The organism is Amycolatopsis sp. NPDC059657 (assembly GCF_042734395.1).
Classification (GTDB): Bacteria; Actinomycetota; Actinomycetes; order Mycobacteriales; family Pseudonocardiaceae; genus Amycolatopsis.
Genome location: NZ_JBHWEB010000047.1, coordinates 49,125 through 72,842, shown reverse-complemented (window position 1 = coordinate 72,842; position 23,718 = coordinate 49,125). Strand labels below are relative to the sequence as shown.

Here is a 23,718-nt window from a genome sequence, read left to right as displayed (position 1 = left end):
GTGTTCCCGCCGGTTCTAACCGCCGGGAACACTCACGACTCCCGAAGATCCTGTGGCTGCCCGCCGGCGTGGCGCTGGCGCTGGTCGTGCTGCCGGTGGTGGGGCTGCTGGTCAGGTCGGATCTGAGCCGGTTGCCGTCGTTGCTGGTGACGCCGTCGTCGCTGCACGCGCTGCGGTTGTCGCTGGTGACGGCCGGGCTGTCGACCGTGGTGTGCGTGGTGCTGGGGGTGCCGCTGGCGGTGGTGCTCGCGCGGTCGGGGATCAAGGGGATCCGGGTGCTGCGTGCCGTCGTGCTGCTGCCATTGGTGCTGCCGCCGGTCGTCGGCGGGCTGGCGTTGCTGTATTTGCTGGGGCGTAAAGGTTTTCTCGGGTACGTGCTCGACCTCGCCGGACTGCAGGTGCCGTTCACGACCGCCGCGGTGGTGATCGCGCAGACCTTCGTGGCGATGCCGTTCCTGGTGGTCAGCCTGGAAGGCGCGCTGCGCGGCTCCGGCGACCGGTACGAGCGCGTGGCGTCGACGCTCGGCGCGAAACCGTGGACGGTGTTCCGCCGCGTGACCATCCCGCTGCTGCTGCCGGCGCTCGGTTCGGGTGTCGTGCTGAGCTTCGCGCGGGCTTTGGGCGAGTTCGGCGCGACCATCACCTTCGCGGGCAGTTTGGAGGATGTGACGAGAACACTGCCGCTGGAGGTCTACCAGCAGGCGGAGGTCGACATCGACAGCGCGGTCGCGCTCGCGTTGCTGCTGATCGTGGTCGCCGTCGTGGTGATCGCGGTCGCCAGGCCGAAGGCTCTCGATGCTGCGGGCTGAGATCGAGCTGGTCAGAGGCGCCTTCACGCTGTCGGTGGACTTCGAGGTCGCCGACGGGCACGTGCTCGCGCTGCTCGGCCCCAACGGCTCCGGCAAGTCCACTGTGCTCAGCTGCCTGACCGGGCTGCTCGACCCGGTGTCGGCCGTCATCGAGCTGAACGGCCGCACGCTCGACGGTGTCCAGCCGCACGCGCGCCGGATCGGCCTGCTCGCCCAGGATCCGCTGCTCTTCCCGCATCTGTCCGTTGTGGACAATGTGGCGTTCTCACCGCGTTCGCGGGGTGAAAGCCGGGACAAAGCCCGTTTTATCGCGCGTCACTGGCTGGCCGAAGTGGACGCGCTCGCGCTCGCCGACCGCAAGCCGTCGCAGCTTTCCGGCGGCCAGCAGCAACGCGTCGCCGTCGCGCGTGTGCTCGCGAGCGAGCCCGACCTGCTGCTGCTCGACGAGCCGTTCGCCGCGCTGGACGTCGACGCCGCGCCCGCGATCCGCGGGCTGCTGCGCCGGGTGCTCCGTGACGGGCCGACGACCGTGCTGGTCACCCACGATCCGCTCGACGCGCTGGCGCTCGCCGACCACGTGGCCGTGCTGGACGGCGGCCGGATCGTCGAACGCGGCGTGACCCGTGAGGTGCTCGCCGCGCCGCGTACCGGGTTCACCGCGCGGATCGCCGGGCTGAACCTGGTCAGCGGAACGGCCACAACGGACGGTCTGCGCACCCCGTCGGGTCACCTGATCGCGGGAATCCCGGCCGAGGTCTCGGCCGGCGAACCCGCGGTCGCGGTGTTCGCGCCCAGCGCGGTGGCGGTGTATCCGCACGACGACGACCATCCCGGCAGCCCGCGCAACACCGTGCACGCGGTGGTCGCGGCACTCGAACCACACGGTCCGGTGATCCGGCTGCGCGTCTCCGGCGACGGCTGGGCGCAGGGCCTGACCGCCGATCTGACCCCGGCGGCGGTCGCCGACCTCGATCTTGAACCCGGTTCGGCGGTGACGTTGTCGATCAAGGCCACGACGGTCTCGGTGCATCCGGCCGCAGGGACATAAGGTGTGCGCATGACGTGGACCTACTTGACCGACATGGACGGCGTGCTGGTGAAGGAGGAGCACCTCATCCCCGGCGCGGATGAGTTCCTCGCCGAGCTGCGTGCCAACGACGTCCAGTTCCTCGTGCTGACCAACAACTCCATCTACACCCCGCGTGACCTGCGCGCCCGCCTGGAGCGCACCGGCCTCGACATCCCCGAGGAGGCCATCTGGACCTCCGCGCTGGCGACCGCGAAGTTCCTCGCGTCGCAGCGCCCGAACGGCTCCGCGTTCGTGATCGGCGAAGCGGGCCTGACCACCGCGCTGCACGAGGTCGGCTACGTGCTGACCGAGGTCGACCCCGACTACGTCGTGCTCGGCGAGACGCGGACGTACAGCTTCTCCGCCATAACCCGCGCGATCCGGCTGATCGACAACGGCGCGAAGTTCATCGCGACCAACCCGGACGCCACCGGCCCCAGCCTGGAGGGCTCGATGCCGGCGACCGGGTCCGTCGCCGCGCTGATCGAGAAGGCGACCGGCCGTTCGCCGTACTTCGTCGGCAAGCCGAACCCGCTGATGATGCGCTCGGCGCTGCGCAGGCTCGGCGCGCATTCGGAGAACACGCTGATGATCGGCGACCGGATGGACACCGACGTCCACTCGGGAATCGAGGCCGGACTGCAGACGATCCTCACCCTCACCGGCATCTCGACGCGCGAGACCGCCGAGCGCTACCCGTACCGTCCGACGCTGGTCATCGACTCGATCGCTGACCTGATCGGGCGTACTCGTGATCCGTTTGGGACCGAGTGACAAGCGGTGACGCTATGAGAAGGCCTATCTTCTCAAGATGAGCACCTACGTCGTGGGCGACGTCCACGGGCACCGGGACGCGCTGGCTGACGCCTTGCGTGTCGAGGGGCTCGTCGACGACGCCGACAACTGGTCGGGCGAGGACGACCACCTGTGGTTCCTCGGTGACTTCGTCGACCGCGGGCCGGACGGCGTGGGTGTGATCGATCTGGTGATGCGGCTACAGGAGCAGGCCGAAGAGGGCGGCGGCCAGGTGCAGACGCTGCTCGGGAACCACGAGATCCTCTTGCTCGGGATGTACCACTTCGGTGACACCGAGGTACCGTCCGACTTCGGCCCCCGCAGCTTCGCACGCAGCTGGGAGATCAACGGCGGCCTGCTCTCCGACCAGGAACGCCTGACCGACAAGCACGTCGAGTGGCTCACTTCGCGCCCGTTGCTCGCGACCGCCGCGGACCACCTGCTGATGCATTCGGACACCCTCGAGTACCTCGACTGGGGCGACGACATCGAGGAGATCAACGCGTCCGGCCGCGCGGTGCTCGAGGGCGACGACATCTCGGACTGGTGGGACGTCTGGCGGCGGATGACCACCCGCTACGCCTTCCGCGGCCCCGACGGCCCCGAGGTCGCGCAGCGCCTGCTGGACCTGCTCGGCGGCTCGCGCATCGTGCACGGCCACAGCGTCATCGCCGACCAGCTGGGCATCCACCCCGCGCAGCTCGACGGCCCCTACCTCTACGCGGGCGGCAAGGCGCTGGGCATCGACGGCGGCCTCTTCGTCGGCGGCCCCTGCCTGGTCATCGAGCTCCCCTTCGAGCCCGAGGACTAGAAAAAAAATCCCAATGCGGCTTTGGTCAGCTTTGAGCTGACGAAAGCCACATTGGCGTGCTGAAACCTGACGAATGCCGCATTGGGATTTTTTTCCCAGGGGCCGGCTAGGGGAGGGGCACGATCTCCTTGCCCAGCGGCATCAGCGAGACCGGGATCATCTTGAAGTTGGCCACCCCCATCGGGATGCCGATGATCGTGACGCACAGCAGCGCGCCGGTGACGAGATGCCCGATGGTGAGCCAGATCCCGGCGAAGATCAGCCAGATCAGGTTGCCGAGCATCGACGCGGCACCCGCGTCACGCCGGTCGATCACCGTCCGCCCGAACGGCCACAGCGCGTAGTTCGCGATGCGGAACGACGCCAGCCCGAACGGGATCGTCACGATGAAGACGCAGCAGATGATGCCCGCGACCAGGTATCCGACGGCCATCCAGAACCCGCAGAAGACCAACCAGATGATGTTGAGGATGAAGCGCATCAGACGTGTAACTCCCCGCTCGCGACCGTGACCGCCTGACCCGCGAGGCGCAGGCGGTTTTCGTTCTCCGTCAGTGAGACGCGCACGATGCCGCCTCGTTCCGAAGCCTGTTCGGCGACCATCCGCTCCTTGCCGAGCTTGGGCGCCCAATAAGAGGTCAGCGTGCAGTGCGCCGAACCGGTCACCGGATCCTCGTCGATGCCGACCGCCGGTGCGAACACGCGGCTCACGAAGTCGATGCCGGGTTTGTCGCCCGGCGCGGTCACGATGATCGCCCGTGTCTTCAGCTCGGCGAGCGCCTTGAAGTCCGGACGCAGCGCGCGGAGCGCGGCGGCGTCGGGCACCTGCACGAGTACGTCGAACACACCACGGCCGACGTATTCGGCGGTGACGTCCAGCGGGACGGCCTCGCCGGTCTGCTCCGGTGGGTCGGCGGGGAAGTCCATGTACACCCAGCCGTCGTCGGCCTTGGTGGTGAGCGTGCCGCTGAGTGTCTCGAACTCCTGCTCGCCCTCCAGCACATGGCCGGCGGCGAGGGTGGCGTGCCCGCAGAGTTCGACCTCGGTCTTCGGCGTGAACCAGCGCAGCGGCACCTTGCGCGCGCCGAGTTCGACGAACGCGGTCTCGGGGTGCTTGAACTCGGCGGCCACCGACTGCATCCAGGCCGGATCGGCCGGGCCGTCGAGCAGCACGACCGCGGCGGTGTTGCCGCGGAAGGCCTCACCGGTGAACGCGTCGACGAGAAAGAAGCGCATGCCTCAAACGTAGCGGTTTACTGAACCCATGCGAGTTGTCGATCTAGCCTCCCGCCCCGATCTCTGTGACGCCGCTCTCGATCTCGGCGATGTCGGCGGCCAGTTCATCTACCAAGGCGTCAGCGGGAAGATGATCACCGCCGAACGGTTCCTTCGCTTGTGGGGCCGTTACTTCCTCATCGCGCTCGACGACGACGGCGTCCCGATCGCCCGCGCGCTCTCCGTCCCGCTCGCGTTCCCCGCCGACGGCCGCGCCGAACTGCCCGACCACGGCTGGGACGAAGCCATCCAATGGGCCGCGCAGGACGTCATGGACGGCAGGACGCCTACCGCGCTGTGCGCGCTCGAAGTCGTCATCTCGCCGCGGCTGCGCGGCACCGGCCTGTCCGCGCCGATGCTCAAGGCACTCAAAGCCCGCGCCGCCGAGGACGGCCTGCGCAAGCTCATCGTGTCCGTCCGCCCCATCGGCAAGGAGAGCGAACCCGACACGCCGATGCCGGACTACGCCGCACGCCGCCGTCCCGACGGCCTGCTCGCCGACCGCTGGCTGCGCACCCACGAACGCCTCGGCGCGCGCGTGATCAAGGTCTGCCCGTTCGCCGTGACACTGACCGGCTCGTTCGCGGACTGGCGCGCGTGGACCGGCGTCGAACTCGTCGAAGGCGAGAACCACATCCCCGGCGGGATCGCGCCGGTGAACGCCTCGAAGGAGCTCGACTACGGCTGCTACATCGAAGCGAACGTCTGGATGGAACACCCGATGGACTGAGAAACCGTGGTCCGGTGCCGGGTCGACGGCACCGGACCACAGCGGTCATCGGCAGGTGTACGGACCTGCCTTGTCGAGCACCGCCCCAGTGGTGTCGATGACCTCCCAGGAGTACGACTTCCCGTTGAGCACCAGCTTCACCACACCGTGCTTGGCGAAGATCTTCTCGACGCCTTCACGGGCTTTGTAGTCGGTGTAGAGGTGGTCGCCGCCGATGCCGACCATGACCGAGCGAATGCCGTCCGCCGTGACATGGCCGCTCGTGTCCAGCGGCTTCGTCCGTTCGTAGTGGTGGTCGTGCCCGGTGAACACCGCGTCCGCCTTGACGTTCTCGAGTTCGTTCCACAGCGGCGCGATGCTCTTCTGGTCGCCGGCGTGTCCCGAGTTGAACCGAGGGTGATGCCAGTAGCCGATGACGCAGGACTTGGTGGTCTTCGCGAGGTCTTGGCGCAGCCAGGTCACCTGCTCGGAGCCGCCGCCCCCGTAGATCGGGTTCGAGTCCATCGCGACGAAGTGGAAGTCGCCGATGTCGTAGCTGTAGTACGGCAGGCCCTGCGGGTACGCGATCGCGCCGAAATACTCCTTGTAGCCCCTGAGCTGGTCGTCCCACTCATGGTTGCCCGTGGTGGGTTTGGTGATGCTCTTGAACTTGCCCCAGGTCTTGTCGTAGTGCGCGAGGTACTCGGCGATGGTGCCCTTGTGGTACTGGTTGTCGCCGACCGTCAGCACGTACTGCGGGTTGATCTTGGCGATCTGGGCGGCGGTCTTCTGGTGCGTGGAGAAGAGTTCGGGGTTGGCGATGTCACCGGCGATCGCGATGGTGACAGTGCCTGTGCCGCCCGGCTTGGTCGACGCCTTGAGCACCTGGCTCGGCGCGGAGACGTTGCCCGCCGCGTCCTTCGCCCTGACCGTGTAACCGAACTCCACGCCCGAGGCCAGCCCGGTGTCGGTGTACGAGGTGGACGCCGAGGTCCCGGCGACCGCACCGTCACGGAGCACTTCGTATTCGGTGACACCGACGTTGTCCGCCGACGCGGTCCAGCCGAGCGTGACACTGTCCGTCGTGGTGGCGGTCGCCGTCAGCCCGGTCGGCGCCGACGGCGGCTCGGTGTCGCCTCCGCCGGGACGTGAGCCGTAGATTTCCAGCTCCCACAACGAATAGCCGTACGCGGTGCCACGCGCGGTGCCGTGGACGCGGACATGCCGAGCCGTCGCGTTCAGGCCGGTGTGCTCGTCGATCGCGCCGTCGCCGCCGGTGACCGACTTGATGTCCTGCCAGGTCCTGCCATCCGCGGACCCTTGGATCCGGTAGGTCTTGGCGTAGGCGGCTTCCCAGTTCAGCTTGACCTTGGTGATGGTCGCGGCGGTGCCGAGGTCGACGGCGATCCATTGCGGGTCAACGCCTTCTTCGCTCGCCCAGCGGGTGGCGGGGTCACCGTCGACGGCGAGTTCGCCGCCGAAACCGGTGGCCTCGACGGACGAGGTAGTGGTCGGTTTGCCCGCCGACAGCAGGGATTCCGCTTGCGCCGTTACACCGGGCGCGAGCAAAGTCTGTGCCAGCAGGACGAGTGCCGCTGCCGCGGCACCGGCCAGTGGGGTTCTCCGTCTCATCTGCGCTCCTCGACTGCGTTGTGTCGAAGCATTAGTTAGGCAACTTTCCTAACTAGAGGTAAACATGGAGTAAAGACGCAGTCAACGGATCCGGCCTGGCTTGCGCGAGATTCGGCAGGGGTGTCCACGTGTGGTCGAAAGGGGAGACGCGCTCCGGGTGAGCGTGAGGATCGGGCCCCTGATGAAGATCTGGGTCGCGTTCGCTGTCGCCGGGACGATCATGACGGCTGGCGCGGCGGCCGCGTCGGCGACGGATCGGGCCTGAGGCCGAGCGCCCCTGCCGGTGAGCTCGCCGGCAGGGGCGCCTTCCGGGTCAGACCTGGGTGATGAAGGGGCCGTTGCTGGTCATCCAGGTGTTCGGCGGGCACTTGGCGGTGGAAATCCGGTGCGGCGGCGCCCAGTTGCCCATGTGCTGATGGCCGTCCGCGCATTCGACCACCACGCGGTACTGGGTGAACCCGTCGTCGAGCCGGTTGCAGTTGGCGATGGCCTGCGCCTGAGGATCGCGTTTGACGCTCAGGAACTGGCAGTCCCTGCCGGGGATGGGTGCGTTCGCCGAGGCCACGGTGACCGGCCCGGCGAGCACACCGGCAATGGCGAATACGGCTGCGGTGGCGGCTTTGATCCTGTTGTCCATGGCCTGAGATTGCGAGACGGCGCTGTCGCCGCACTGTCATTTCAGGCTGGGCTGAAACGTCTTGCGCCGAACCGGGAGCCGTCGAATTCTCCGGGTACGGGAAAGAAGAGCACACTGGTCGCCGCCGTGGCACTGGCGATCGTGGGTACCGCGTCGGTCACCACGCCCGCGTCGGCGGACGCTGCCAAGATCGAATGCTTCGGTGGTGAGAACTGCCTGTACCGCAACGACACCTTGGTCGACTTCTCGTGGCCGATCCCTGGCGGTCAGTGCCACGCGACCGCCGTTTACGACATGCTCGGAAACAACACCAGCATCACTCAGCGAATGTGGGAGAACGACAACTGCACCGGCAGTCTCGCGGACGTCCCGCCGGGTCACCTCCGGTGGACGAGCACCCTGCGCCGCAGTGTCGGTGGCACCTGACGCCCGTCGCGGGAAGTGACGGGTCTCCACGTGCGGGTGGCCGGCGCGCCGGGTCGTTCCTAGACTCGGTGGGTCGACCCGTGAGGAGGCGTTCGTCATGCCCGAAGCACCCGCCGTGCCGAGCTACGCGTCGGGGATCTCCGAGGTCCCGCTGCTCGGTGACACCATCGGCGACAACTTCGCCAGGACCGCCGCGGCCTTCCCCGGCCGGGACGCGCTGGTGGATCGCACCACCGGCAGGCGGTGGACGTACGCGGAGCTGGCGGCCGAGGTCGACGCGCTCGCGCTGGGCCTGCACGATGTGGGTATCCGCAAGGGTGATCGCGTCGGGATCTGGGCGCCGAACTGTGCCGAGTGGACGTTCACGCAGTACGCGACCGCCAAGATCGGCGCGATTTTGGTGAACATCAACCCGGCGTACCGGTCGCACGAGCTGGAGTACGTGCTGAACCAGGCCGGGATCCGGCTGATCATCGCCGCCGAGAGCTTCAAGACCTCGGACTACGCGGGCATGATCGAGCAGGCGCGGCCGAAGTGCGCCGGGCTCGAACACGTCGTGCTGCTGGGCTCGGACGACTGGAACTCCTTGCTGGACAAGGAAAGGACCGGTTCGTTCGACGTCGAGCTCAGCGCGGACGATCCGATCAACATCCAATACACCTCGGGCACCACCGGCTTCCCGAAGGGCGCGACGCTCAGCCACCACAACATCCTGAACAACGGGTTCTTCGTCGGGGAACTCTGCAACTACACGGAAAACGACCGGATCTGCATCCCGGTTCCGTTCTATCACTGCTTCGGCATGGTGATGGGCAATCTCGCCGCGACCACGCACGGCGCGTGCATGGTGATCCCGGCGCCGTCGTTCGAGCCGAAGGCGACGCTGGAAGCCGTCGCGGCCGAGCGGTGCACCTCGCTCTACGGCGTGCCGACGATGTTCATCGCCGAGCTGGCCGACCCGGACTTCGACTCGTTCGACCTGTCCTCGCTGCGTACCGGGATCATGGCGGGTTCGCCTTGCCCGGTCGAGGTGATGAAGCAGGTCATCGAGCGGATGGGCATGGCGGAGGTGTCCATCTGCTACGGCATGACCGAGACTTCGCCGGTCTCGACGCAGACCCGCGCGGACGATTCGGTCGACCGTCGCGTGTCGACCGTCGGCCGGGTCGGGCCGCATCTGGAGGTCAAGGTCGTCGACCCGGAAACCGGGCTGACCACACCGCGTGGCGAGCCGGGTGAGCTGTGCACGCGCGGGTATTCGGTGATGCTCGGGTACTGGGAGCAGCCGGACAAGACCGCCGAGTCGATCGACGCGGCACGCTGGATGCACACCGGCGACCTGGCGATCATGGACGACGCGGGGTACGTCAACATCACCGGCCGGATCAAGGACATGGTCATCCGCGGCGGGGAAAACCTCTATCCACGCGAAATCGAGGAGTTCCTGTACACCCACCCTGACGTTCTGGACGCCCAGGTGATCGGCGTGCCCGACGCCAAGTACGGCGAAGAGCTGATGGCCTGGGTGCGGATGAAGGACGGCGCGTCCCCGCTGACCGCCGAGGCGGTGCGCGAGTTCTGCGCGGGAAAGCTGGCCCACTACAAGATCCCGCGCTACGTGCACGTGGTCGACGAGTTCCCGATGACCGTCACCGGCAAGGTCCGCAAGGTCGAGATGCGTGAACGGGCCGTGGAACTCCTTGGGCTGCGAGACCTGCTCAAGGCCAAGCACGCCTAACAGGACTCGTGAGTGGTACGGCCGGTTAGAACCGGCCGTACCACTCACGACCCTTTGGCGGCTTCGGCGAAGGCGCGGGCGTCCTCCTCGCCGAAGGTTTCTTCGAGATGCTCAGGCGAGTAGTCGAGGTCGATCTTCTCGACCGGCATGCCGCGCGCCGACTCGATGGCGCCGAGCCGGCGTTGCGCGCGGTCGGCCGCGTACTGGATCAGCTCCTGCGCGTCGTTGTCGAAGGGCTGCTGGTCGAACTGGTCGTCGGTCCACTGGATCATCGCCAGCGCGATGGGCAGCAGCTCGCCCATACGCTGGTGCACCGCCTCCCACATCGAGTCGTCGGCGGCGACGTGGCGGCGGCAGGTGAAGGTGCCCCATGCCATGTGGCGGCGCTCGTCGTCGCCGATGCGGCGGACCAGTTCCTGCATGCCGGGCAGGATGTTCTGTTCGGTGCAGATCTTCTGCCACGCGTAGTACCCGGTCAGCGCGAGGCTGCCCTCGACGACGTGGTTGTACGTCACCGACGCGCGGATCTGGTTGAGGGGACTGGGATCCGACGCCAGCAGGCCGAGTGACTCGGGCAGCTCCTCGTAGAAAAGCTTGCGGTAGTGGGGATTCTCCGCGACGTACGGGTGCAGGTCCTCGGTCAGCCCGACCGCGTCCATCCACAGCCGGAACACCTGGACGTGCTTCGCCTCCTCGAAGGCGAACTGGGTCAGGTACATCTCGTCGCCGAAACGGCCGGTGGCGGACATGGCCTTCATGAACGGCTGGATGTCCTCGGTCACCGCCTCCTCGCCCGCGATGAACTGGGCCACCAGGTACCGCACCGAGCGCTGCTGCTCGGGGTTCAGCGAGTTCCAGCCTTCGGGGTCACCGGAGAAGTCGATGTCGGCCGGGTTCCAGAACTTCTTGTTGCCCTTGGTGAACAGCCGCAGCGGGAACGACTCCCAGTTGAGCCCGCCGCGCTGCAGTGAACTGAAGCCGGTGCGCCGCTCGGACAGGATTTCGGTCATGGCAGGCCCTTTCGTGTGAACGCGATGACAGCTGGTGCGACGACGGCGCACACCGACTCGGCCGCTTCGGCGGCGGAATGCGTCTGGAGCACGAGATGACTCAGCGACAGGCGGACGACGGTCTCCGCCAGCAACGCCGCGGCCTCGGGCGTGAGCGACGGCTCGAACTCGACGTATTGCCGCTCGGCCATCGCGACGGCGGCCGAGAGCACCGGCTCGCCCTTGGTGGTCAGCAGCGGCAGCAGGTCCTCGCCGGTGCCGAGCGCCGCCGCGACGAGCTTGTTCTCCCGCGCGTGTTCGATGGTGAACCGCACGGCCAGCCCGATGGCCGTGATCAGGTCGCCCGCGTCTTCGAAGCGCCGCTTGATCCCCTCGAGGAACTCGGACGTGGTGCGCAACGCGACCGCCTGCGTCAGCGAGGCCTTGTTGCCGAACTCGTTGTAGACGGTCTGGCGGCTGACGCCCGCTCGCGCGGCCACGTCCGCCATCCGCAGCGCCGTGTAGCCCTTCTCCGGGAGCAGTTCGGTGGCCGCGTCCAGCAGGGCTTCACGCAGGGAGGCTTTGGTCCGCTCACTGAAGCTGGTGATCTCCGCCACATCTCCAGCTTGACATCCAATCAAAATATGTCAAGCCCGTTGACGTTCTCAGACGGTCTGTACAACGGCTAACGTGGGGCCGTGGGGATAACCGTGGGCTTCGACCTGGACATGACGCTGATCGACCCGAGACCGGGCATGAGCGCGGTGATGTACGCACTCGGCGCCGAACGCGGCGTCGAGCTCGACGGCGATCACTTCGCCGCCAACCTCGGCCCGCCGCTGCAGCACGTGCTGCGCGACTCGGGCGCGCCGGAGCACCGGATCGACGAGCTCGTCGACCGGTTCCGCGAGATGTACCCCGAGATCGTCGTGCCGCAGACGGTCGCGCTGCCCGGCGCGGCCGAGGCGCTCAAGGCCGTCCGTGCGGCCGGTGGGCGCACGCTGGTCGTCACCGGGAAGTTCGGCCGCAACGCCTGGCTGCACGTCAAGGCACTCGGGTTCGAAGTGGACGAGCTCGTCGGCGAGCTCTGGTCGATCGAGAAGGCCGCCGCGCTCACCGAACACGGGGCCGTCGCCTATGTGGGTGACCACGTGGGGGACATGCGCGGCGCGCTGACCGCGGGCATCCCCGGCATCGCCGTGGTCAGTGGCCCGTGCTCGCGGACGGAACTCGCGGAGGCGGGCGCCGACGTGGTGTTCGACACCCTCGACGAGTTCCCTGCCTGGTTCTCAAGCTTTGCGGCGAGCCTCACGCACTAACGCGATCAGTCCCAGTCCCAGGCCCAGCGGGGTGATGACGCCCGCTGCCGCGCTCAGCCAGATCGGCAGGTTCTGCAGGCCGGCCGCGAACATGATGAAAACGGCGAACACGGCGAGCATGCCGATCGCGAAGAGGCCGATGCCGAGGCGCATCAGGAACGACTTTCCCATGCCGCTGAGGGTAACCGCAGGTATCAGCTTCACCCCACGGTGTGTGGCGAGATAGGCTTACGAGACGCGCGCCCTGGGTACGCCCCGGGGCGCGTTCGTCGTGAACACAGAAGGAATGGGTGAGGGCAGTGCCGACCGGCAAGGTCAAGTGGTACGACGCGGAGAAGGGATTCGGCTTCGTCACGCAGGATGGTGGCGACGACGTGTACATCCGCAAGGCCGCGCTACCGCAGGGCGTAGAGGGACTCAAGGCCGGTCAGCGGCTCGAGTTCGGCGTCGCCGACGGCAGGCGTGGCCCGCAGGCGCTGTCGGTGCGGCTGGTCGACCCGCCGCCATCGGTGGCCGAAGCCAGGCGCCGCCCCGCCGAGGAGCTGCACGGCCTGATCGAGGACATGATCAAGCTGCTGGAGCTCAAGGTGCAGCCGGACCTGCGGCGCAACCGGTACCCGGACCGCAAGCACACCAAGCAGATCGCCGAGATCATGCGCGCGGTGGCGCGGGACATCGATCCCTAAGTGGTTGCCATCGGAAGTCATTCGGGGGTATTCGGCGGATCCAGGTTTCCGCTGGGCGTGCGGCCGTGAGGCTCTCGTACCGGGTTGTACTCGGGCCTTGCGGCCGTGCGTCCAGCGGGAAGCTGGGCCGTCGAGACCCCCGGAGGACTTCCGATGGTGACCACTAAGCCGCGGCCTCGATCTGGAGTGACCAGAAGGCCCGCATCACCAGAACGGGGGTGCCGTCGTCCTCGACGACGAGCTTGCCCTGTTCGACGGCCGGTGCGGGCTGCTGGACCTCGATGCCCAGTATCTGGTCGCCGGGGTTGGGCGTGCTCGCGGTGTACGCGTACTGCTTATTGATGGGGAAGCGCTTCTCGATGGCGGGCTGGAGCTCGCCTTTCGAGTTCGCGTAGACGACGATGACCTTCCACGGCGTTTCCGCGATCTCGGCGGGCACCGAGATCTGGACCGGCTTGCCCGGCCGGGCTTTCAGGCTGGCCGGGTTCGCCTGGCTCTGCTTGCACGTGCCGCTGAAGACGTCGCAGTGCACGGTCGGCTCGATCCGGATCGTCTTGCCGTCGGCGAAGAACGTCACCTCGGGCTCGCCGGGGGCCGAACAGCCCGTGAGCAGGGCCGCACCCACCGCAAGAGAAGCCACCATCGCAGAACGCCGCATGCTCAGAACCCTACGAGCCCGGCCGCCAGCGTGATCCGGGTCCCCCCGGTGTGACGTTCTCGACGGCCGCCGGGCGCAGCGGCCGGTCGCCGCCGAGGCCGGGGATGAGCGATGTGCCGCGCCGCACCAGGAACGTCTGCACCAAGCCGAACGCGAGCAGCAGCGACAGCACCAGGAAGCCGATCCAGAACGTCGGCGGCAGCAGCAGCCCGACCGCGCCGCCGAAGCACCACGCGAGCTGCAGCACGGTCTCCGAGCGGCCGAACGCCGACGCCCGTGACTCCTCCGGCAGGTCCTCCTGGATCACCGCGTCGAGGCTGATCTTGGCGAGCGCGCTCGCGGTCGCGCCGACGAGACCGACGATGGCCGCGGTCGCCAGCCCCGGCAGGATCGTGGCCAGCACCGCCGCGCCGAACGCGCCGCCGACACAGCCCAAGATCACCTGATCGGGTTTGCCGAAGCTCAGCCTCGAGCCCAGCGCGTTGCCCGCGAAGCCGCCGACACCGGCCGCCAGGCCGATCACGCCGAGCAGCAGCAGCTGCATGAACGGGGTCTGGTGCGTCTGCTCGGCCTGCGCCTTGATGGCGAACGCCGAGAACATCATCAGGAACCCGGTCAGCACGCGCACGGAGCCGTTGCCCCACAGCGAAAGCACGATCTGGCGGCCCATCGGCTGCCTGCGCTTCTTGCGCTTGCGCTCCGGGTGCGCGCCGAGCACCGCGGGGATCTCGCCCTCGGTCACCTCGACCCACGCCGGGATCCGCATCGACTGGACCGCCGCGGCGACGCAGATCAGCGCGGTGAACCAGAGCGCGCCGGACGCGCCGAAGACGCCGTTCACGCCGCTGGCGATCGCGCCCGCACCACCGGCGGCGATCAACCCGAACACGGTCAGCCGCGCGTTGGTCTTGGACAGGGTGATCTCCGGTGGCAGCACGCGTGGCGTGACCGCCGCCTTGAGCACGGTGAACGACTTCGACAGCACCATCATCCCGAGCGCCGCCGGGTACAGGCCCCAGTCGTCGAAGTGCAGCGCCATGATCACGGCCATCAGTGCCTGGCCTGCCGACGAGACGCACATCGCGAGACGGCGTCCGCGCTGGATCTTGTCGAGCGCGGGCCCGATCACGGGCGCGACCAGCGCGAACGGCGCGATGGTGATCAGCAGGTAGAGCGCGACCTTGCCCTTGCTCTCACCGCTGGTCGCGGCGAAGAAGAGCGTATTGGCCAGCGCGATCGCCATCGCGGCGTCGCTGGCGTAGTTGAGCATCACCGCGTACGTCAGCGCGGACAGGCCGGACTTGTCGGCGCCGTCGGCCTTGGTCGCACGATGGAAGGCGTCGACCGCCTGCCCGGTCAGCTGGCGGCTGCGCAGTGCCGCGACCCTGGTGACGGTGAGCTTCTTCGGCATCCTGGGCAGCGCGCCGGCGACCGCTTCGGTCCTGTTGGCGGCGTTGACCTGCGGTTCCGGCTCCTCACGGGGTTCGCCCGCGTAGCCGTTGGTGTCGTAGTGGTCGTACATCGGCTCGGTGCGCCGCGCCGGGTCCGGCGGGTACGGCCGCGCGCCCCTCGGCGGGGTCTGCATCGGGACGGCGCCGGTCGGCGCGTCGTCGGCCGTCGGCTGGTACGGGCGGGGCGCCTCGTCGTAGAACCGGCTACGCGGGGGCGCGGGGGCCGCTGGAGGTGCGGGTGCGCGGGCCGGGTCCTGTGGGGGTGCCGCAGCCTGCTGCCATGGCTTGGCCTGCGGGGCGCCCGGCTCCGGGGTCCACTTCCGCTTGCGTTTGCGGCCCGCGCGCCCGCTGCCCGCGCCATCGGCGGGCGGGTGCTGGGAACCGAAACGAGTCACGCTCTCAATCCTGCCTTAGTCCGGCCCGGTTTCGCGCGATTACAAGGGCATACCGGGGTTTATTCAGGGGTTCGGGACGAACCTCACCTCGAACATCTTCGGCCACAGCTTCCCGGTCAGTACAAACCGGTCGGAACCGGGTACCGCCGCGATGCCGTTGAGCACGTCCGAAGTGGTCCGCTCACCCGCGGTCAGCAGGCCCGAAGCGTCGATCGTGCCGGTGACCTTGCCGCTCGGAACGTTGAACCGGAGTATCCGGTCGGTCTGCCAGACGTTGATGTAGACGTCGTCGCCGGCGCACTCGAGTTCGTTGAGCTGCTTCTCGCCGACGCGGACGGTGCCGGTGACGGCGAAGGTGACCGGGTCGCGGAAGGTCAGCGTGTCGGAGCCGTTGCTCATCACCAGCCGGTCCTTCTGGTGGCACAGGCCCCAGCCCTCGCCCTGGTACGGCACCCGGCGCAGCTCGGCCAGCGTGGCCGTGTCGCGCTCGATGGCGAACCCGTTCCTCCAGGTCAGCTGCCACATCTTGGGCCCGAGCACAGTGATGCCCTCGCCGAAGATCTCCGGTGAGAGTGCGGCCTTCACCCTCGGCGCCTCGCCTGCCGGGCCAGCCTGCACGACGGATTTCTTTTCCAGCCCGGTGCCCTCGAACAGGGTTTCGCCCGCGAATTCGAGGCCTTCTGTGAACGCCGTGACGTCGTGGGGCAGCACTCTGACGATCTCGGGCCGCAGGCGCTGCGGCCCGGTGTCCACACTCGACGCGGGGGTGTTCGAGCAACCACAGAGGGCTATCGCCAGCAACGGCGTGAAGATGAGCTTCCGCACATGCACAGCCTGACATGGAGCGGCTGGCGGCGTGCGGCACAATTGGGCGTATGACCCTGCTGCTGACCTTGGACGACGGATCGTTGCACAGGAAACTGGCCGAAGCCGTCGAGACGGCGCGTGCCGCCGCGCTCGAAGAGGCCGAGGCCGGTCAGGTCGGCGATTACGTCGGGGTCTCCCGTGAAGACGCTGTCGCGGTCAGTCACCTGTTCGAGGGCAAGGTGCCGGGTTACCGCGGCTGGCAGTGGTCGGTCACGGTCGCCACGGTCGACGTCGACGACGCGCCGGTGACCATCAGCGAGGTCGTGCTGATCCCCGGTCCCGACGCGCTCGTGGCACCGGCCTGGGTGCCGTGGGAGCGCCGCGTGCGCGCCGGCGACCTCGGTGTCGGCGACATCTTCCCGACCGACAAGGACGACCCGCGCCTGGCGCCCGCCTACCTCGCCTCCGACGACCCCGAGGTCGAGGAGGTCGCGCTGGAGACCGGGCTCGGCCGGGTCCACGTGCTCTCGCGCTTCGGCCGCGAGGACGCCGCCGCCCGCTGGCGCGGTGGCGAGTACGGCCCGCGCTCGGACATGGCGCGCAGCGCGCCCGGTCAGTGCGGGACCTGCGGTTTCTACGTGTCGCTCGCGGGTTCGCTGCGCGGCGCGTTCGGTGTCTGCACCAATGACATCTCGCCTGCCGACGCGCACGTGGTCAACGTCGAGTACGGCTGCGGCGCGCACTCGGAGATCGAGATCGAGGTGACCTCCTCGGTCCCGGTGGCCGAGCTGGTCTACGACGACTCGCTCATCGACCTTCTCGAAGACGACAGCGTCGACGCCTGATTTCTTCGCACTAGGGCCCCCGCCTTCCGGCCGGAGGCCCTATTGTCGCGCCGTCGAATACCCGCTGAACGTGAATTTGACTCAGGAGGAGCGCTCTCGTGGCGACGCTTGATCCTTTCGGCACGGAAGCACTGCGCTCGTCGGTACTGCGGGCATGGGCCGATTCGCCGACCCGCTTCACCGAGGACACGAACTCCGAGCACGACCTGCGCGTCGGTGGCTACCGCGACCGGCTCTTCGTCGAGCTCGCGCAGAACGCCGCCGACGCCGCGCTGCTCGCCAAGGAACCCGGCGTGGTCCGGGTGTCCCTTGTGGACAATGAACTCCGCGTCGCCAACACCGGCGCCCCGCTCGACGCTTCCGGTGTCGCCTCGCTGGCCTCGCTGCGCGCGTCCGCGAAGGGCGAGGGCACGGTCGGCCGGTTCGGCGTCGGCTTCGCGGCCGTACTGACCGTGACGTCCGAGCCGCGCGTGGTCTCGGCGGGCGGTGGCGTCCGGTTCTCGGAGGCGCTGACCCGCGAGGAGTCGGGGCGGACCGGTGACGTGCCGGTGCTGCGGCTGCCGTGGGCCTTCGAAGCCGTTGTCCCGCAAGGCTTCGACACTGAAGTGCAGCTGCCGCTGCGCGACGGCGTCGACGGTGCCGCGTTGCTGGAGGGGATTGCTTCAGAGGCGCCGGATCTCCTGCTCGCGTTGCCGTGGCTGGCGCGCGTCGAGGTGGGCGACCAGGTGTGGACGCGCTCGTCCGCCGAGGACGACATCGTCGAGATCGGCTCGCCGGACGGTTCGGTGCGGCGATGGCTGACCGAGGGCGGCTGGGCGGTTCCGGTCGACGCGGACGGTGTCCCGCAGCCGTTGACCGAAGACGTGCTGTACGCGCCGACCCCGACCGACGAGCGGCTTTCGTTGCCAGCGCGGTTGCTGGCGTCGGTGCCGATCGAGCCGTCGCGGCGCCGAGTGCTGCCGGGCGCGCGTGCAGTCTTCGAGGCCGCGGCGGGCGTTTACCCTGCCCTGGTAAGGAAACTGCCCGCCGAGCACCGGCTCGCGCTGGTGCCGGCCGGTGGCTTCCCTCTGTCCGAAGTAGACGGTCAGTTGCGTGAGCTGGTGCTCGCGGCGCTGAGTTCGTCGGACTGGCTTCCGTCGGCGGCAGGTCCGGAGCTTTCCGGTTCCCGCGCCAGGGTTTTGGATGCCGAGGCGCCCGAGCTTGTCTCGCTGCTCGCCGAGGTCGTCCCCGGTCTTTGTGCGCTGTCGGGGCTTCCGGTCGTGCGCGCGCTGGCCGTGGTCGGCTCGGATTCGTTGCCGGTGGCCGAAATCGTCGACCTGCTGACCGGGGTCACGCGGGAACCGTCCTGGTGGCGGTCGGTGTACGACGCGCTGCTGCCGCTGCTGGAGTCGCACGAGGTCACCGCCGACGACCTCGGCGCGCTGCCGGTGCCGCTCTCCGACGGCCGCACGCTGCCCGGCCCTCGTGGCGCGCTGCTGGTCGGCGGCTCGGCCGAGCTGCTCGAACTACTGTCCGATGTGGACATCGCGGGCCTGCGTCTTGTCCACCCCGAAGCGGCACACCCGTTGCTCGAACGCTTGGACGCCAAGCACGCCGAAGCCCGCGAACTGCTCGACGCGCCGGAACTGCTGGAGGCCGTCGAGCGCAGCGTCGAGGACGCGAACGCCGGGCTGGACGGCATGGCGCTGGCAGGCGCTGTACTGCGACTGGTCGCGGAGACCTCGGCCGACATCGACTGGCTGGGCGCGCTGGCGTTGCCGTGCGACGACGGCTGGCGTCGCGCCGACGAGCTGGTGCTCCCGAACTCGCCGCTGCTGGAGATCTTCGACCCCGAGGCGTTCGCCGAAGACGGCCCGGTCTCGGTGCTCGACGACGACTTCGCCTCGGACTGGCCCGCCGAGACGTTGTCGGCGGCCGGTGTGCTCGACACCTTCGCGGTCGTCTCGGATTCCGACCCGGTCGAGCCCGACCACGACCTCCCCGACGAAGAGGCCTGGTGGGACTCGCTCGCCAAGCCGCCGGCGCGCGTGCTCGCGATCCGCGACCTCGACCTGGTCGGCGACGACGCCTGGCCCGCGGCACTGCGCCTCATCGCGTCCCGCCCGGAAACCTGGCGCGCGCTGGCCGAGCCCGACGGCCACACCGCCTGGTGGCTCGCCCGCTACGCACTGCTCGGCGACGAACCGCCTCGCCACTGGCGGCTGGCGAGCGCTTCGGCGTTGGCCGGGTTGTACGACCCGGTCCCCGACGTCGGCCTCCCCGCCGAACTACTCGCGGCCGCCGGCGTCCGCGCTGCACTCGGCGGCGACGAGGAAGACCTGCTCGACCGCCTCGGCGACCCCTCGCGGACGATCCCGGCAGGACTGGTCGTCCACGCGCACGGCGCGTTGACCGGCGAACACGAGCCCGCCCGCATGCGCGCGATGGACGGCTCGGTCGTCGACGCCGAAGACGCGGTCGTACTGGACGTCCCCTGGCCGGTCGCGGTCGTCCCCCGCTCCCGCCTGATCGGTGTGGTCGAGGACCCGGCGGGCTTCGCGTCGCGCATGGACCTCGCGGTCGCCAGCGACCTCGCGGCCGAGGTGACCTCGGAAGGCGACTTCGTGCTGTGGGCCGACCTCGAAGCGGTCACTCTCGCGGCCGAGCTATTGGGCGTTCCGGTCCCCGACGGCGGCCTGCTGCTCCACGAGTCCCTGACCGTCTCGTTCGACGGCGCTTCCCACGACGCCCACTGGTGGCACGACTCCCGCCTCCACGCCGCCGACACCCCCGAAGGCCTGGCGAAAGCGTTCGCGTGGGCCACGGACCGCTGGGCCGACCGCCACGTCGTACTGGCCCTGATCAACGAACCCGACGCCACCACCCTGCTCGCGTAGGTGGCCCGGCCAAAAAAATCCCAATGCGGCTTTGGTCAGCTGTGGAACCCCCAATGTGGCTTTCGTCAGCTCTGAGCTGACGAAAGCCACATTTGGGAGGCTGAAACCTGACGAATGCCGCATTGGGATTTTTTTCCCAGGGCTAGAGGCGCTGGGCCGACTTCGAGCCACGCCGGGCGGCCGAGCGCTGCCACCAGATGATGCCGAGGCCGATGAAGCCGAGCACGATCCCGGCGAATGACGTCCACACCCACACGCCCTCGGACGAGACGAACAACACCACCAGCGCGACCGTCCAGATCACGGTGCCTACGATCACCACCGGCGTCAGGTCGGTCAGCCTTTTGGGCAGTTCCGGGGTCGGGCGCAGCGAGGAGTTGTTCGATTCGGCCACGTGGGGCAGGGTACCTGCCGTCGGGCGAAGGGCAGGGGTTGCGATGGTGTCCACACTGGACCGTTTCTTCAAGATCACGGAGCGTGGCTCGACGCCCGCGCGGGAGATCCGCGGCGGTGTGATCACCTTCGTCACGATGGCGTACATCGTCGTGCTGAACCCGCTGATCATCGGGAGCTTCGCGCCGGACGACGCGGCGGCGCACAAGGACGTGCTCGGCGGGATCCTGCCGGTGCCGCAGGTCGCCGCCGTGACCGCGCTGGTCGCCGGCGTGCTGACCATCCTGATGGGACTCGTGGCGAACTACCCGTTCGCCATCGCCACCGGCCTCGGCATCAACAGCCTGGTCGCGGTCACCATGGCGCCGAAGATGACCTGGCCGGAGGCGATGGGCCTGGTGGTCATCGAGGGCCTGATCATCGTGGCGCTGGTGTTCACCGGCTTCCGCACGGCCGTGTTCCGCGCGGTGCCCGCGCCGCTGAAGTCGGCGATCGCGGTCGGCATCGGTGTGTTCATCTGCCTGATCGGGCTGGTCGACGCCGGTTTCGTGCGGCGGCTGCCGGACGACGCGCACACCACGGTCCCGGTCGGGCTCGGCATCGGCGGCTCGATCGCGTCGTGGCCGACGGCGGTGTTCGTGGTCGGCCTGCTGGTCACCGGGATCCTGGTGGCGAAGCGGGTCAAGGGCGGCATCCTGATCGGCGTGCTCGTCACGACCGTGCTGGCCATCGTGGTCGAGACGATCGTCAAGGCCGGCCCGTCGAAGGGCACGAACCCCAAGGGCTGGAACCTCGGCTATCCCGCGCTGCCCGACCAGGTGGTCGGCCTGCCGGACCTCTCACTGGTCGGTGACGTGTCGTTCGGCGCATGGACGCGGCTGCCGATCATCACCGTGGTCCTGTTCGTGTTCACGCTCGTGCTCGCCGACTTCTTCGACGCCATGGGCACCATGACCGGCCTCGGCAAAGAGGCGGGGCTCGTCGGCAAGGACGGCCAGCTCCCCAACATCGGCAAGGCTCTCTTCGTCGAAGGCCTCGCGGGCGCGGCGGGTGGTTTCGGCTCGGCCAGCTCGAACACGGTCTTCGTCGAATCGGCGTCCGGCATCGCCGAGGGCGCCCGCACCGGGCTCGCGAACGTGGTCACCGGCGTGCTGTTCCTGGCGGCGATGTTCTTCACCCCGCTCTACCAGGTCGTCCCGGTCGAGGCCGCCGCACCGGCACTGGTGGTCGTCGGCGCGCTGATGATGAGCCAGGTCAAGGAAATCGACTTCACGGACTTCTCGATCGCGCTGCCCGCGTTCCTGACGATCGTGGTCATGCCGTTCACCTACTCGATCGCCAACGGCATCGGCGCGGGCTTCATCAGCTACGTCGCGATCCGTGCGGTCACCGGCAAGGCGCGCGGCGTGCACCCGCTCATGTGGCTGATCGCGGTGGCGTTCGTGGCCTACTTCGCGGTCGGGCCCATCCAGGACGCGTTGAGGTAAAAGGACTCGTGAGTGTTTTGGCCGGTTAGAACCGGTCAAAACACTCACGACCCACGCTCCTGGCGCTTGGTCGCGATGGAGATCACCGGTCCGGCCGATAGTTCGTGAGGTATGCTAACTATATGTCCGACGACGCCCACGAGCGCTCACTGGCGAGCCGCTTGCGGCTGGCCGTCGTCCGGCTCAACCGCAAACTCCGTGCGCAGCGGGCGGGTGAGGGCGTCTCTCTGACGCAGATCTCCGCCTTGTCCACTTTGCACAAGTGCGGGGCGCTGACCCCTGGTCAGCTGGCCGCCAAGGAGGGTGTGCAGCCGCCTTCGATGACGAGGGTCATCGCCGCGCTGGAGGAGCGCGGCTATGTCGAGCGGCGCCCGCATCCGACGGACGGCCGCCAGGCCATCGTTGAGGTTTCGGCCGCTGGGCACGCCTATGTCCAGGAGACGATCTCCGCGCGTGAGGCCTGGTTGGACGAAAAGCTAGCGGAACTGAGCGCGGACGAGAGAGTGACCCTCTCCCGTGCCGCCGAGATCATCGACAGGATGGCGGGGAACTAACCAAGGTGCGGGGCATAACGGGTAGCGAAACGGACAGTCGGCAGTCGACACCTATTCGGAACCCCGCCCCACCTCCACCGCCGCCGAAGTCGCGCGGCGCCATGTTCTCGTCGCTGCGGATCCGCAATTACCGGCTGTTCTTCACCGGCCAGGTCGTGTCCAACATCGGCACCTGGATGCAGCGCATCGCACAGGACTGGCTGGTGTTCAGCCTCAGCGACCACAGTCCGATCGCGCTCGGGATGGCCGTCGCGCTCCAGTTCACGCCGACGCTGTTCCTCTCGCTCTGGGCAGGCGTGCTCGCGGACCGCGTCGACAAGCGGCGGCTGCTGATCGGGATCCAAGCCGCCGTCGTGCTGCAGGCCACGGTGCTCGGCGTGCTCGACGTGACCGGGTTCGTGCAGCTGTGGCACGTCTACCTGCTGTGCTTCACGTTCGGCTGCACGGCCGCGCTCGAAGTGCCGACCAGGCAATCGTTCGTCGCCGAGATGGTGGGCAGGGAGCAGATCACCAACGCGGTCGCGCTGAACTCCTCGATCTTCAACATGGCGCGCATCGTCGGCCCTGCCATCGCCGGGTTCATCATCACCTGGGTCGGCACCGGCTGGCTGTTCATCGCCAACGCGGCCAGCACGGGCGCCGTGATCGCCGGTCTGGTCATGATGAACCCCGACAAGCTTTTCCGCGGCCCCGCCGTGCCCCGTGAGAAGGGGCAGTTGCGTGAAGGCCTGCGCTACGTGCGGCGGCGCTCGGACCTGATGACGGTGATGGGGCTGGTGTTCTTCGTCAGCACCTTCGGCATCACCTACTTCACCTCGCTCGCGATCGTCGCGGCGAACGTGTTCCACACCCAGGCCGACGGCTATGGCCTGCTGTCGACGCTGCTCGCGGTCGGCACGTTCACCGGCGCGCTGATGTCGGCGCGGCGCGGGACGCGTGGCGGGCCGAGTGTGCGGTTGCTGCTGCTCGCCGCGTTCAGCCTGGGCGCGCTGGAGTTCGCCACCGCGTTCATGCCGACCTACCTGGCCTTCGGCATTGCGCTCATCCCTCTCGGGTACGCCACGATCACCTTCCTCAACACCGCCAACGCGCTCGTCCAGACCGCGGTCAGCCCGGAGATGCGCGGCCGCGTGATGGGCATCTACGTGCTGGTGCTGATCGGCGGCAGCCCGCTGGGCGCGCCGATGACCGGCTGGCTGGCCGACACGCTCGGCGGCCGGTCCACCTTCTACGTCGGTGGCGGGATCTCGGCCATCGTGGCGGTGGTCGCGGCGATCATCCTGCTGCGCCGTGGCGGCGTGAAGCTGACCGCGCGCCGCTTCGGGCGGCAACGGGTACTGACTCGTCGCTGAGTTCT

25 protein-coding genes are annotated in these 23,718 nt (G+C 68.5%); 14 read left to right on the top strand and 11 right to left on the bottom strand.

The features are described from left to right. The first annotated feature begins 47 nt into the window (after nucleotides 1-47). Genes ACFV15_RS25010 through ACFV15_RS24995 form a run of 4 tightly spaced genes read left to right on the top strand, consistent with a single transcriptional unit; the run spans nucleotide 48 to nucleotide 3,484 of the window. Nucleotides 48-809, top strand: coding sequence for an ABC transporter permease (locus ACFV15_RS25010; protein WP_378353014.1), 762 nt, complete (start codon nucleotides 48-50; stop codon nucleotides 807-809). Beyond that, complete coding sequence (locus ACFV15_RS25005; RefSeq protein WP_378353007.1) at nucleotides 796-1,857, top strand: sulfate/molybdate ABC transporter ATP-binding protein; 1,062 nt, start codon at nucleotides 796-798, stop codon at nucleotides 1,855-1,857. Before ACFV15_RS25010 ends, ACFV15_RS25005 begins: the two co-directional genes overlap by 14 nt. A 9-nt stretch (nucleotides 1,858-1,866) precedes the next feature. Further along, entirely contained in the window at nucleotides 1,867-2,652 is a 786-nt protein-coding gene (locus ACFV15_RS25000; RefSeq protein ID WP_378353006.1) for an HAD-IIA family hydrolase, read from the top strand. A gap of 37 nt (nucleotides 2,653-2,689) precedes the next feature. Continuing rightward, nucleotides 2,690-3,484, top strand: coding sequence for a metallophosphoesterase family protein (locus ACFV15_RS24995; RefSeq protein WP_378353005.1), 795 nt, complete (start codon nucleotides 2,690-2,692; stop codon nucleotides 3,482-3,484). 106 nt (nucleotides 3,485-3,590) lie between these two features. Here the strand turns inward: ACFV15_RS24995 and ACFV15_RS24990 are convergent, their stop codons facing one another. Together ACFV15_RS24990 and ACFV15_RS24985 are read right to left on the bottom strand one after the other, a co-directional pair. After that, nucleotides 3,591-3,965, bottom strand: a complete 375-nt coding sequence (locus ACFV15_RS24990; protein ID WP_378353004.1) for a YccF domain-containing protein — start codon at nucleotides 3,963-3,965, stop codon at nucleotides 3,591-3,593. Continuing rightward, a complete protein-coding gene (locus tag ACFV15_RS24985) occupies nucleotides 3,965-4,720 on the bottom strand; it encodes a PhzF family phenazine biosynthesis protein (RefSeq protein WP_378353003.1) in 756 nt (251 codons plus the stop codon). Before ACFV15_RS24985 ends, ACFV15_RS24990 begins: the two co-directional genes overlap by 1 nt. Nucleotides 4,721-4,748: 28 nt before the next feature. On the opposite strand from ACFV15_RS24985, the gene ACFV15_RS24980 reads away from it, so the two are divergent. Then, nucleotides 4,749-5,489 (top strand): Long-chain-fatty-acid--CoA ligase, encoded by a 741-nt coding sequence (locus ACFV15_RS24980; RefSeq protein ID WP_378353002.1) that lies wholly within the window; start codon nucleotides 4,749-4,751, stop codon nucleotides 5,487-5,489. Nucleotides 5,490-5,534: 45 nt separating this feature from the next. Here the strand turns inward: ACFV15_RS24980 and ACFV15_RS24975 are convergent, their stop codons facing one another. Together ACFV15_RS24975 and ACFV15_RS24970 are read right to left on the bottom strand one after the other, a co-directional pair. Continuing rightward, nucleotides 5,535-7,100, bottom strand: a complete 1,566-nt coding sequence (locus ACFV15_RS24975; RefSeq protein ID WP_378353001.1) for a discoidin domain-containing protein — start codon at nucleotides 7,098-7,100, stop codon at nucleotides 5,535-5,537. Nucleotides 7,101-7,413: 313 nt separating this feature from the next. After that, nucleotides 7,414-7,737 (bottom strand): hypothetical protein, encoded by a 324-nt coding sequence (locus tag ACFV15_RS24970; protein ID WP_378353000.1) that lies wholly within the window; start codon nucleotides 7,735-7,737, stop codon nucleotides 7,414-7,416. Nucleotides 7,738-7,863: 126 nt separating this feature from the next. Here ACFV15_RS24970 and ACFV15_RS24965 point away from each other — a divergent pair, with 126 nt between their 5' ends. Continuing rightward, complete coding sequence (locus tag ACFV15_RS24965; RefSeq protein WP_378352999.1) at nucleotides 7,864-8,163, top strand: hypothetical protein; 300 nt, start codon at nucleotides 7,864-7,866, stop codon at nucleotides 8,161-8,163. Between the two features lie 97 nt (nucleotides 8,164-8,260). Beyond that, complete coding sequence (locus ACFV15_RS24960; protein ID WP_378352998.1) at nucleotides 8,261-9,901, top strand: AMP-binding protein; 1,641 nt, start codon at nucleotides 8,261-8,263, stop codon at nucleotides 9,899-9,901. A 44-nt stretch (nucleotides 9,902-9,945) separates the two neighbouring features. Here ACFV15_RS24960 and ACFV15_RS24955 read toward each other — a convergent pair whose 3' ends face one another. Further along, nucleotides 9,946-10,911: a R2-like ligand-binding oxidase gene (locus ACFV15_RS24955; protein ID WP_378352997.1), complete on the bottom strand. Its 966-nt coding sequence runs from the start codon at nucleotides 10,909-10,911 to the stop codon at nucleotides 9,946-9,948. After that, complete coding sequence (locus tag ACFV15_RS24950) at nucleotides 10,908-11,507, bottom strand: TetR family transcriptional regulator (RefSeq protein WP_378352996.1); 600 nt, start codon at nucleotides 11,505-11,507, stop codon at nucleotides 10,908-10,910. Before ACFV15_RS24950 ends, ACFV15_RS24955 begins: the two co-directional genes overlap by 4 nt. An 81-nt stretch (nucleotides 11,508-11,588) precedes the next feature. Here ACFV15_RS24950 and ACFV15_RS24945 point away from each other — a divergent pair, with 81 nt between their 5' ends. Further along, a complete protein-coding gene (locus tag ACFV15_RS24945; RefSeq protein WP_378352995.1) occupies nucleotides 11,589-12,209 on the top strand; it encodes an HAD family hydrolase in 621 nt (206 codons plus the stop codon). On the opposite strand, the gene ACFV15_RS24940 is transcribed toward ACFV15_RS24945, so the two are convergent. Next, nucleotides 12,180-12,380, bottom strand: a complete 201-nt coding sequence (locus ACFV15_RS24940) for a hypothetical protein (protein WP_091288063.1) — start codon at nucleotides 12,378-12,380, stop codon at nucleotides 12,180-12,182. The genes ACFV15_RS24945 and ACFV15_RS24940 overlap by 30 nt on opposite strands. A gap of 128 nt (nucleotides 12,381-12,508) precedes the next feature. On the opposite strand from ACFV15_RS24940, the gene ACFV15_RS24935 reads away from it, so the two are divergent. Further along, nucleotides 12,509-12,895: a cold-shock protein gene (locus ACFV15_RS24935; protein ID WP_378353013.1), complete on the top strand. Its 387-nt coding sequence runs from the start codon at nucleotides 12,509-12,511 to the stop codon at nucleotides 12,893-12,895. 163 nt (nucleotides 12,896-13,058) lie between these two features. Here ACFV15_RS24935 and ACFV15_RS24930 read toward each other — a convergent pair whose 3' ends face one another. The 3 genes from ACFV15_RS24930 to ACFV15_RS24920 form a co-directional block, all read right to left on the bottom strand. Next, nucleotides 13,059-13,553, bottom strand: coding sequence for a DUF2771 family protein (locus ACFV15_RS24930; RefSeq protein WP_378352994.1), 495 nt, complete (start codon nucleotides 13,551-13,553; stop codon nucleotides 13,059-13,061). A gap of 10 nt (nucleotides 13,554-13,563) precedes the next feature. After that, nucleotides 13,564-15,399, bottom strand: coding sequence for an MFS transporter (locus tag ACFV15_RS24925; RefSeq protein WP_378352993.1), 1,836 nt, complete (start codon nucleotides 15,397-15,399; stop codon nucleotides 13,564-13,566). A 63-nt stretch (nucleotides 15,400-15,462) separates the two neighbouring features. Next, the gene (locus ACFV15_RS24920; protein ID WP_378352992.1) at nucleotides 15,463-16,224 is read right to left on the bottom strand and encodes a glutaminyl-peptide cyclotransferase; all 762 of its coding nucleotides are present in this window, start codon (nucleotides 16,222-16,224) and stop codon (nucleotides 15,463-15,465) included. A gap of 50 nt (nucleotides 16,225-16,274) precedes the next feature. On the opposite strand from ACFV15_RS24920, the gene ACFV15_RS24915 reads away from it, so the two are divergent. Together ACFV15_RS24915 and ACFV15_RS24910 are read left to right on the top strand one after the other, a co-directional pair. Continuing rightward, nucleotides 16,275-17,051, top strand: coding sequence for a DUF3027 domain-containing protein (locus ACFV15_RS24915; protein WP_378352991.1), 777 nt, complete (start codon nucleotides 16,275-16,277; stop codon nucleotides 17,049-17,051). A 98-nt stretch (nucleotides 17,052-17,149) separates the two neighbouring features. Then, nucleotides 17,150-19,927: a sacsin N-terminal ATP-binding-like domain-containing protein gene (locus ACFV15_RS24910; protein WP_378352990.1), complete on the top strand. Its 2,778-nt coding sequence runs from the start codon at nucleotides 17,150-17,152 to the stop codon at nucleotides 19,925-19,927. 142 nt (nucleotides 19,928-20,069) lie between these two features. Here the strand turns inward: ACFV15_RS24910 and ACFV15_RS24905 are convergent, their stop codons facing one another. Beyond that, complete coding sequence (locus tag ACFV15_RS24905; RefSeq protein WP_378353012.1) at nucleotides 20,070-20,297, bottom strand: DUF2530 domain-containing protein; 228 nt, start codon at nucleotides 20,295-20,297, stop codon at nucleotides 20,070-20,072. A gap of 67 nt (nucleotides 20,298-20,364) precedes the next feature. On the opposite strand from ACFV15_RS24905, the gene ACFV15_RS24900 reads away from it, so the two are divergent. The 3 genes from ACFV15_RS24900 (at nucleotide 20,365) to ACFV15_RS24890 (ending at nucleotide 23,713) form a co-directional block, all read left to right on the top strand. Continuing rightward, on the top strand, nucleotides 20,365-21,807 hold the full coding sequence (locus ACFV15_RS24900) for an NCS2 family permease (protein WP_378352989.1): 1,443 nt from the start codon (nucleotides 20,365-20,367) through the stop codon (nucleotides 21,805-21,807). A gap of 122 nt (nucleotides 21,808-21,929) precedes the next feature. Then, nucleotides 21,930-22,361 (top strand): MarR family winged helix-turn-helix transcriptional regulator, encoded by a 432-nt coding sequence (locus ACFV15_RS24895; protein WP_378352988.1) that lies wholly within the window; start codon nucleotides 21,930-21,932, stop codon nucleotides 22,359-22,361. A 101-nt stretch (nucleotides 22,362-22,462) separates the two neighbouring features. Continuing rightward, nucleotides 22,463-23,713 (top strand): MFS transporter, encoded by a 1,251-nt coding sequence (locus tag ACFV15_RS24890; protein ID WP_378352987.1) that lies wholly within the window; start codon nucleotides 22,463-22,465, stop codon nucleotides 23,711-23,713. Nucleotides 23,714-23,718: the final 5 nt, after the last annotated feature.

Bases quoted from the DNA above. Each gene is read 5' to 3' on its own strand.
- ACFV15_RS24890 (WP_378352987.1), top strand. From the start codon at position 22,463: ATGTTCTCGTCGCTGCGGATCCGCAATTACCGGCTGTTCTTCACCGGC.
- ACFV15_RS25005 (WP_378353007.1), top strand. From the start codon at position 796: ATGCTGCGGGCTGAGATCGAGCTGGTCAGAGGCGCCTTCACGCTGTCG.
- ACFV15_RS24990 (WP_378353004.1), bottom strand. From the start codon at position 3,965: ATGCGCTTCATCCTCAACATCATCTGGTTGGTCTTCTGCGGGTTCTGG.
- ACFV15_RS24895 (WP_378352988.1), top strand. From the start codon at position 21,930: ATGTCCGACGACGCCCACGAGCGCTCACTGGCGAGCCGCTTGCGGCTG.
- ACFV15_RS25000 (WP_378353006.1), top strand. From the start codon at position 1,867: ATGACGTGGACCTACTTGACCGACATGGACGGCGTGCTGGTGAAGGAG.
- ACFV15_RS24900 (WP_378352989.1), top strand. From the start codon at position 20,365: ATGGTGTCCACACTGGACCGTTTCTTCAAGATCACGGAGCGTGGCTCG.
- ACFV15_RS24975 (WP_378353001.1), bottom strand. From the start codon at position 7,100: ATGAGACGGAGAACCCCACTGGCCGGTGCCGCGGCAGCGGCACTCGTC.
- ACFV15_RS24940 (WP_091288063.1), bottom strand. From the start codon at position 12,380: ATGGGAAAGTCGTTCCTGATGCGCCTCGGCATCGGCCTCTTCGCGATC.
- ACFV15_RS24980 (WP_378353002.1), top strand. From the start codon at position 4,749: ATGCGAGTTGTCGATCTAGCCTCCCGCCCCGATCTCTGTGACGCCGCT.
- ACFV15_RS24955 (WP_378352997.1), bottom strand. From the start codon at position 10,911: ATGACCGAAATCCTGTCCGAGCGGCGCACCGGCTTCAGTTCACTGCAG.
- ACFV15_RS24985 (WP_378353003.1), bottom strand. From the start codon at position 4,720: ATGCGCTTCTTTCTCGTCGACGCGTTCACCGGTGAGGCCTTCCGCGGC.
- ACFV15_RS24960 (WP_378352998.1), top strand. From the start codon at position 8,261: ATGCCCGAAGCACCCGCCGTGCCGAGCTACGCGTCGGGGATCTCCGAG.
- ACFV15_RS24915 (WP_378352991.1), top strand. From the start codon at position 16,275: ATGACCCTGCTGCTGACCTTGGACGACGGATCGTTGCACAGGAAACTG.
- ACFV15_RS24930 (WP_378352994.1), bottom strand. From the start codon at position 13,553: ATGCGGCGTTCTGCGATGGTGGCTTCTCTTGCGGTGGGTGCGGCCCTG.
- ACFV15_RS24995 (WP_378353005.1), top strand. From the start codon at position 2,690: ATGAGCACCTACGTCGTGGGCGACGTCCACGGGCACCGGGACGCGCTG.
- ACFV15_RS24970 (WP_378353000.1), bottom strand. From the start codon at position 7,737: ATGGACAACAGGATCAAAGCCGCCACCGCAGCCGTATTCGCCATTGCC.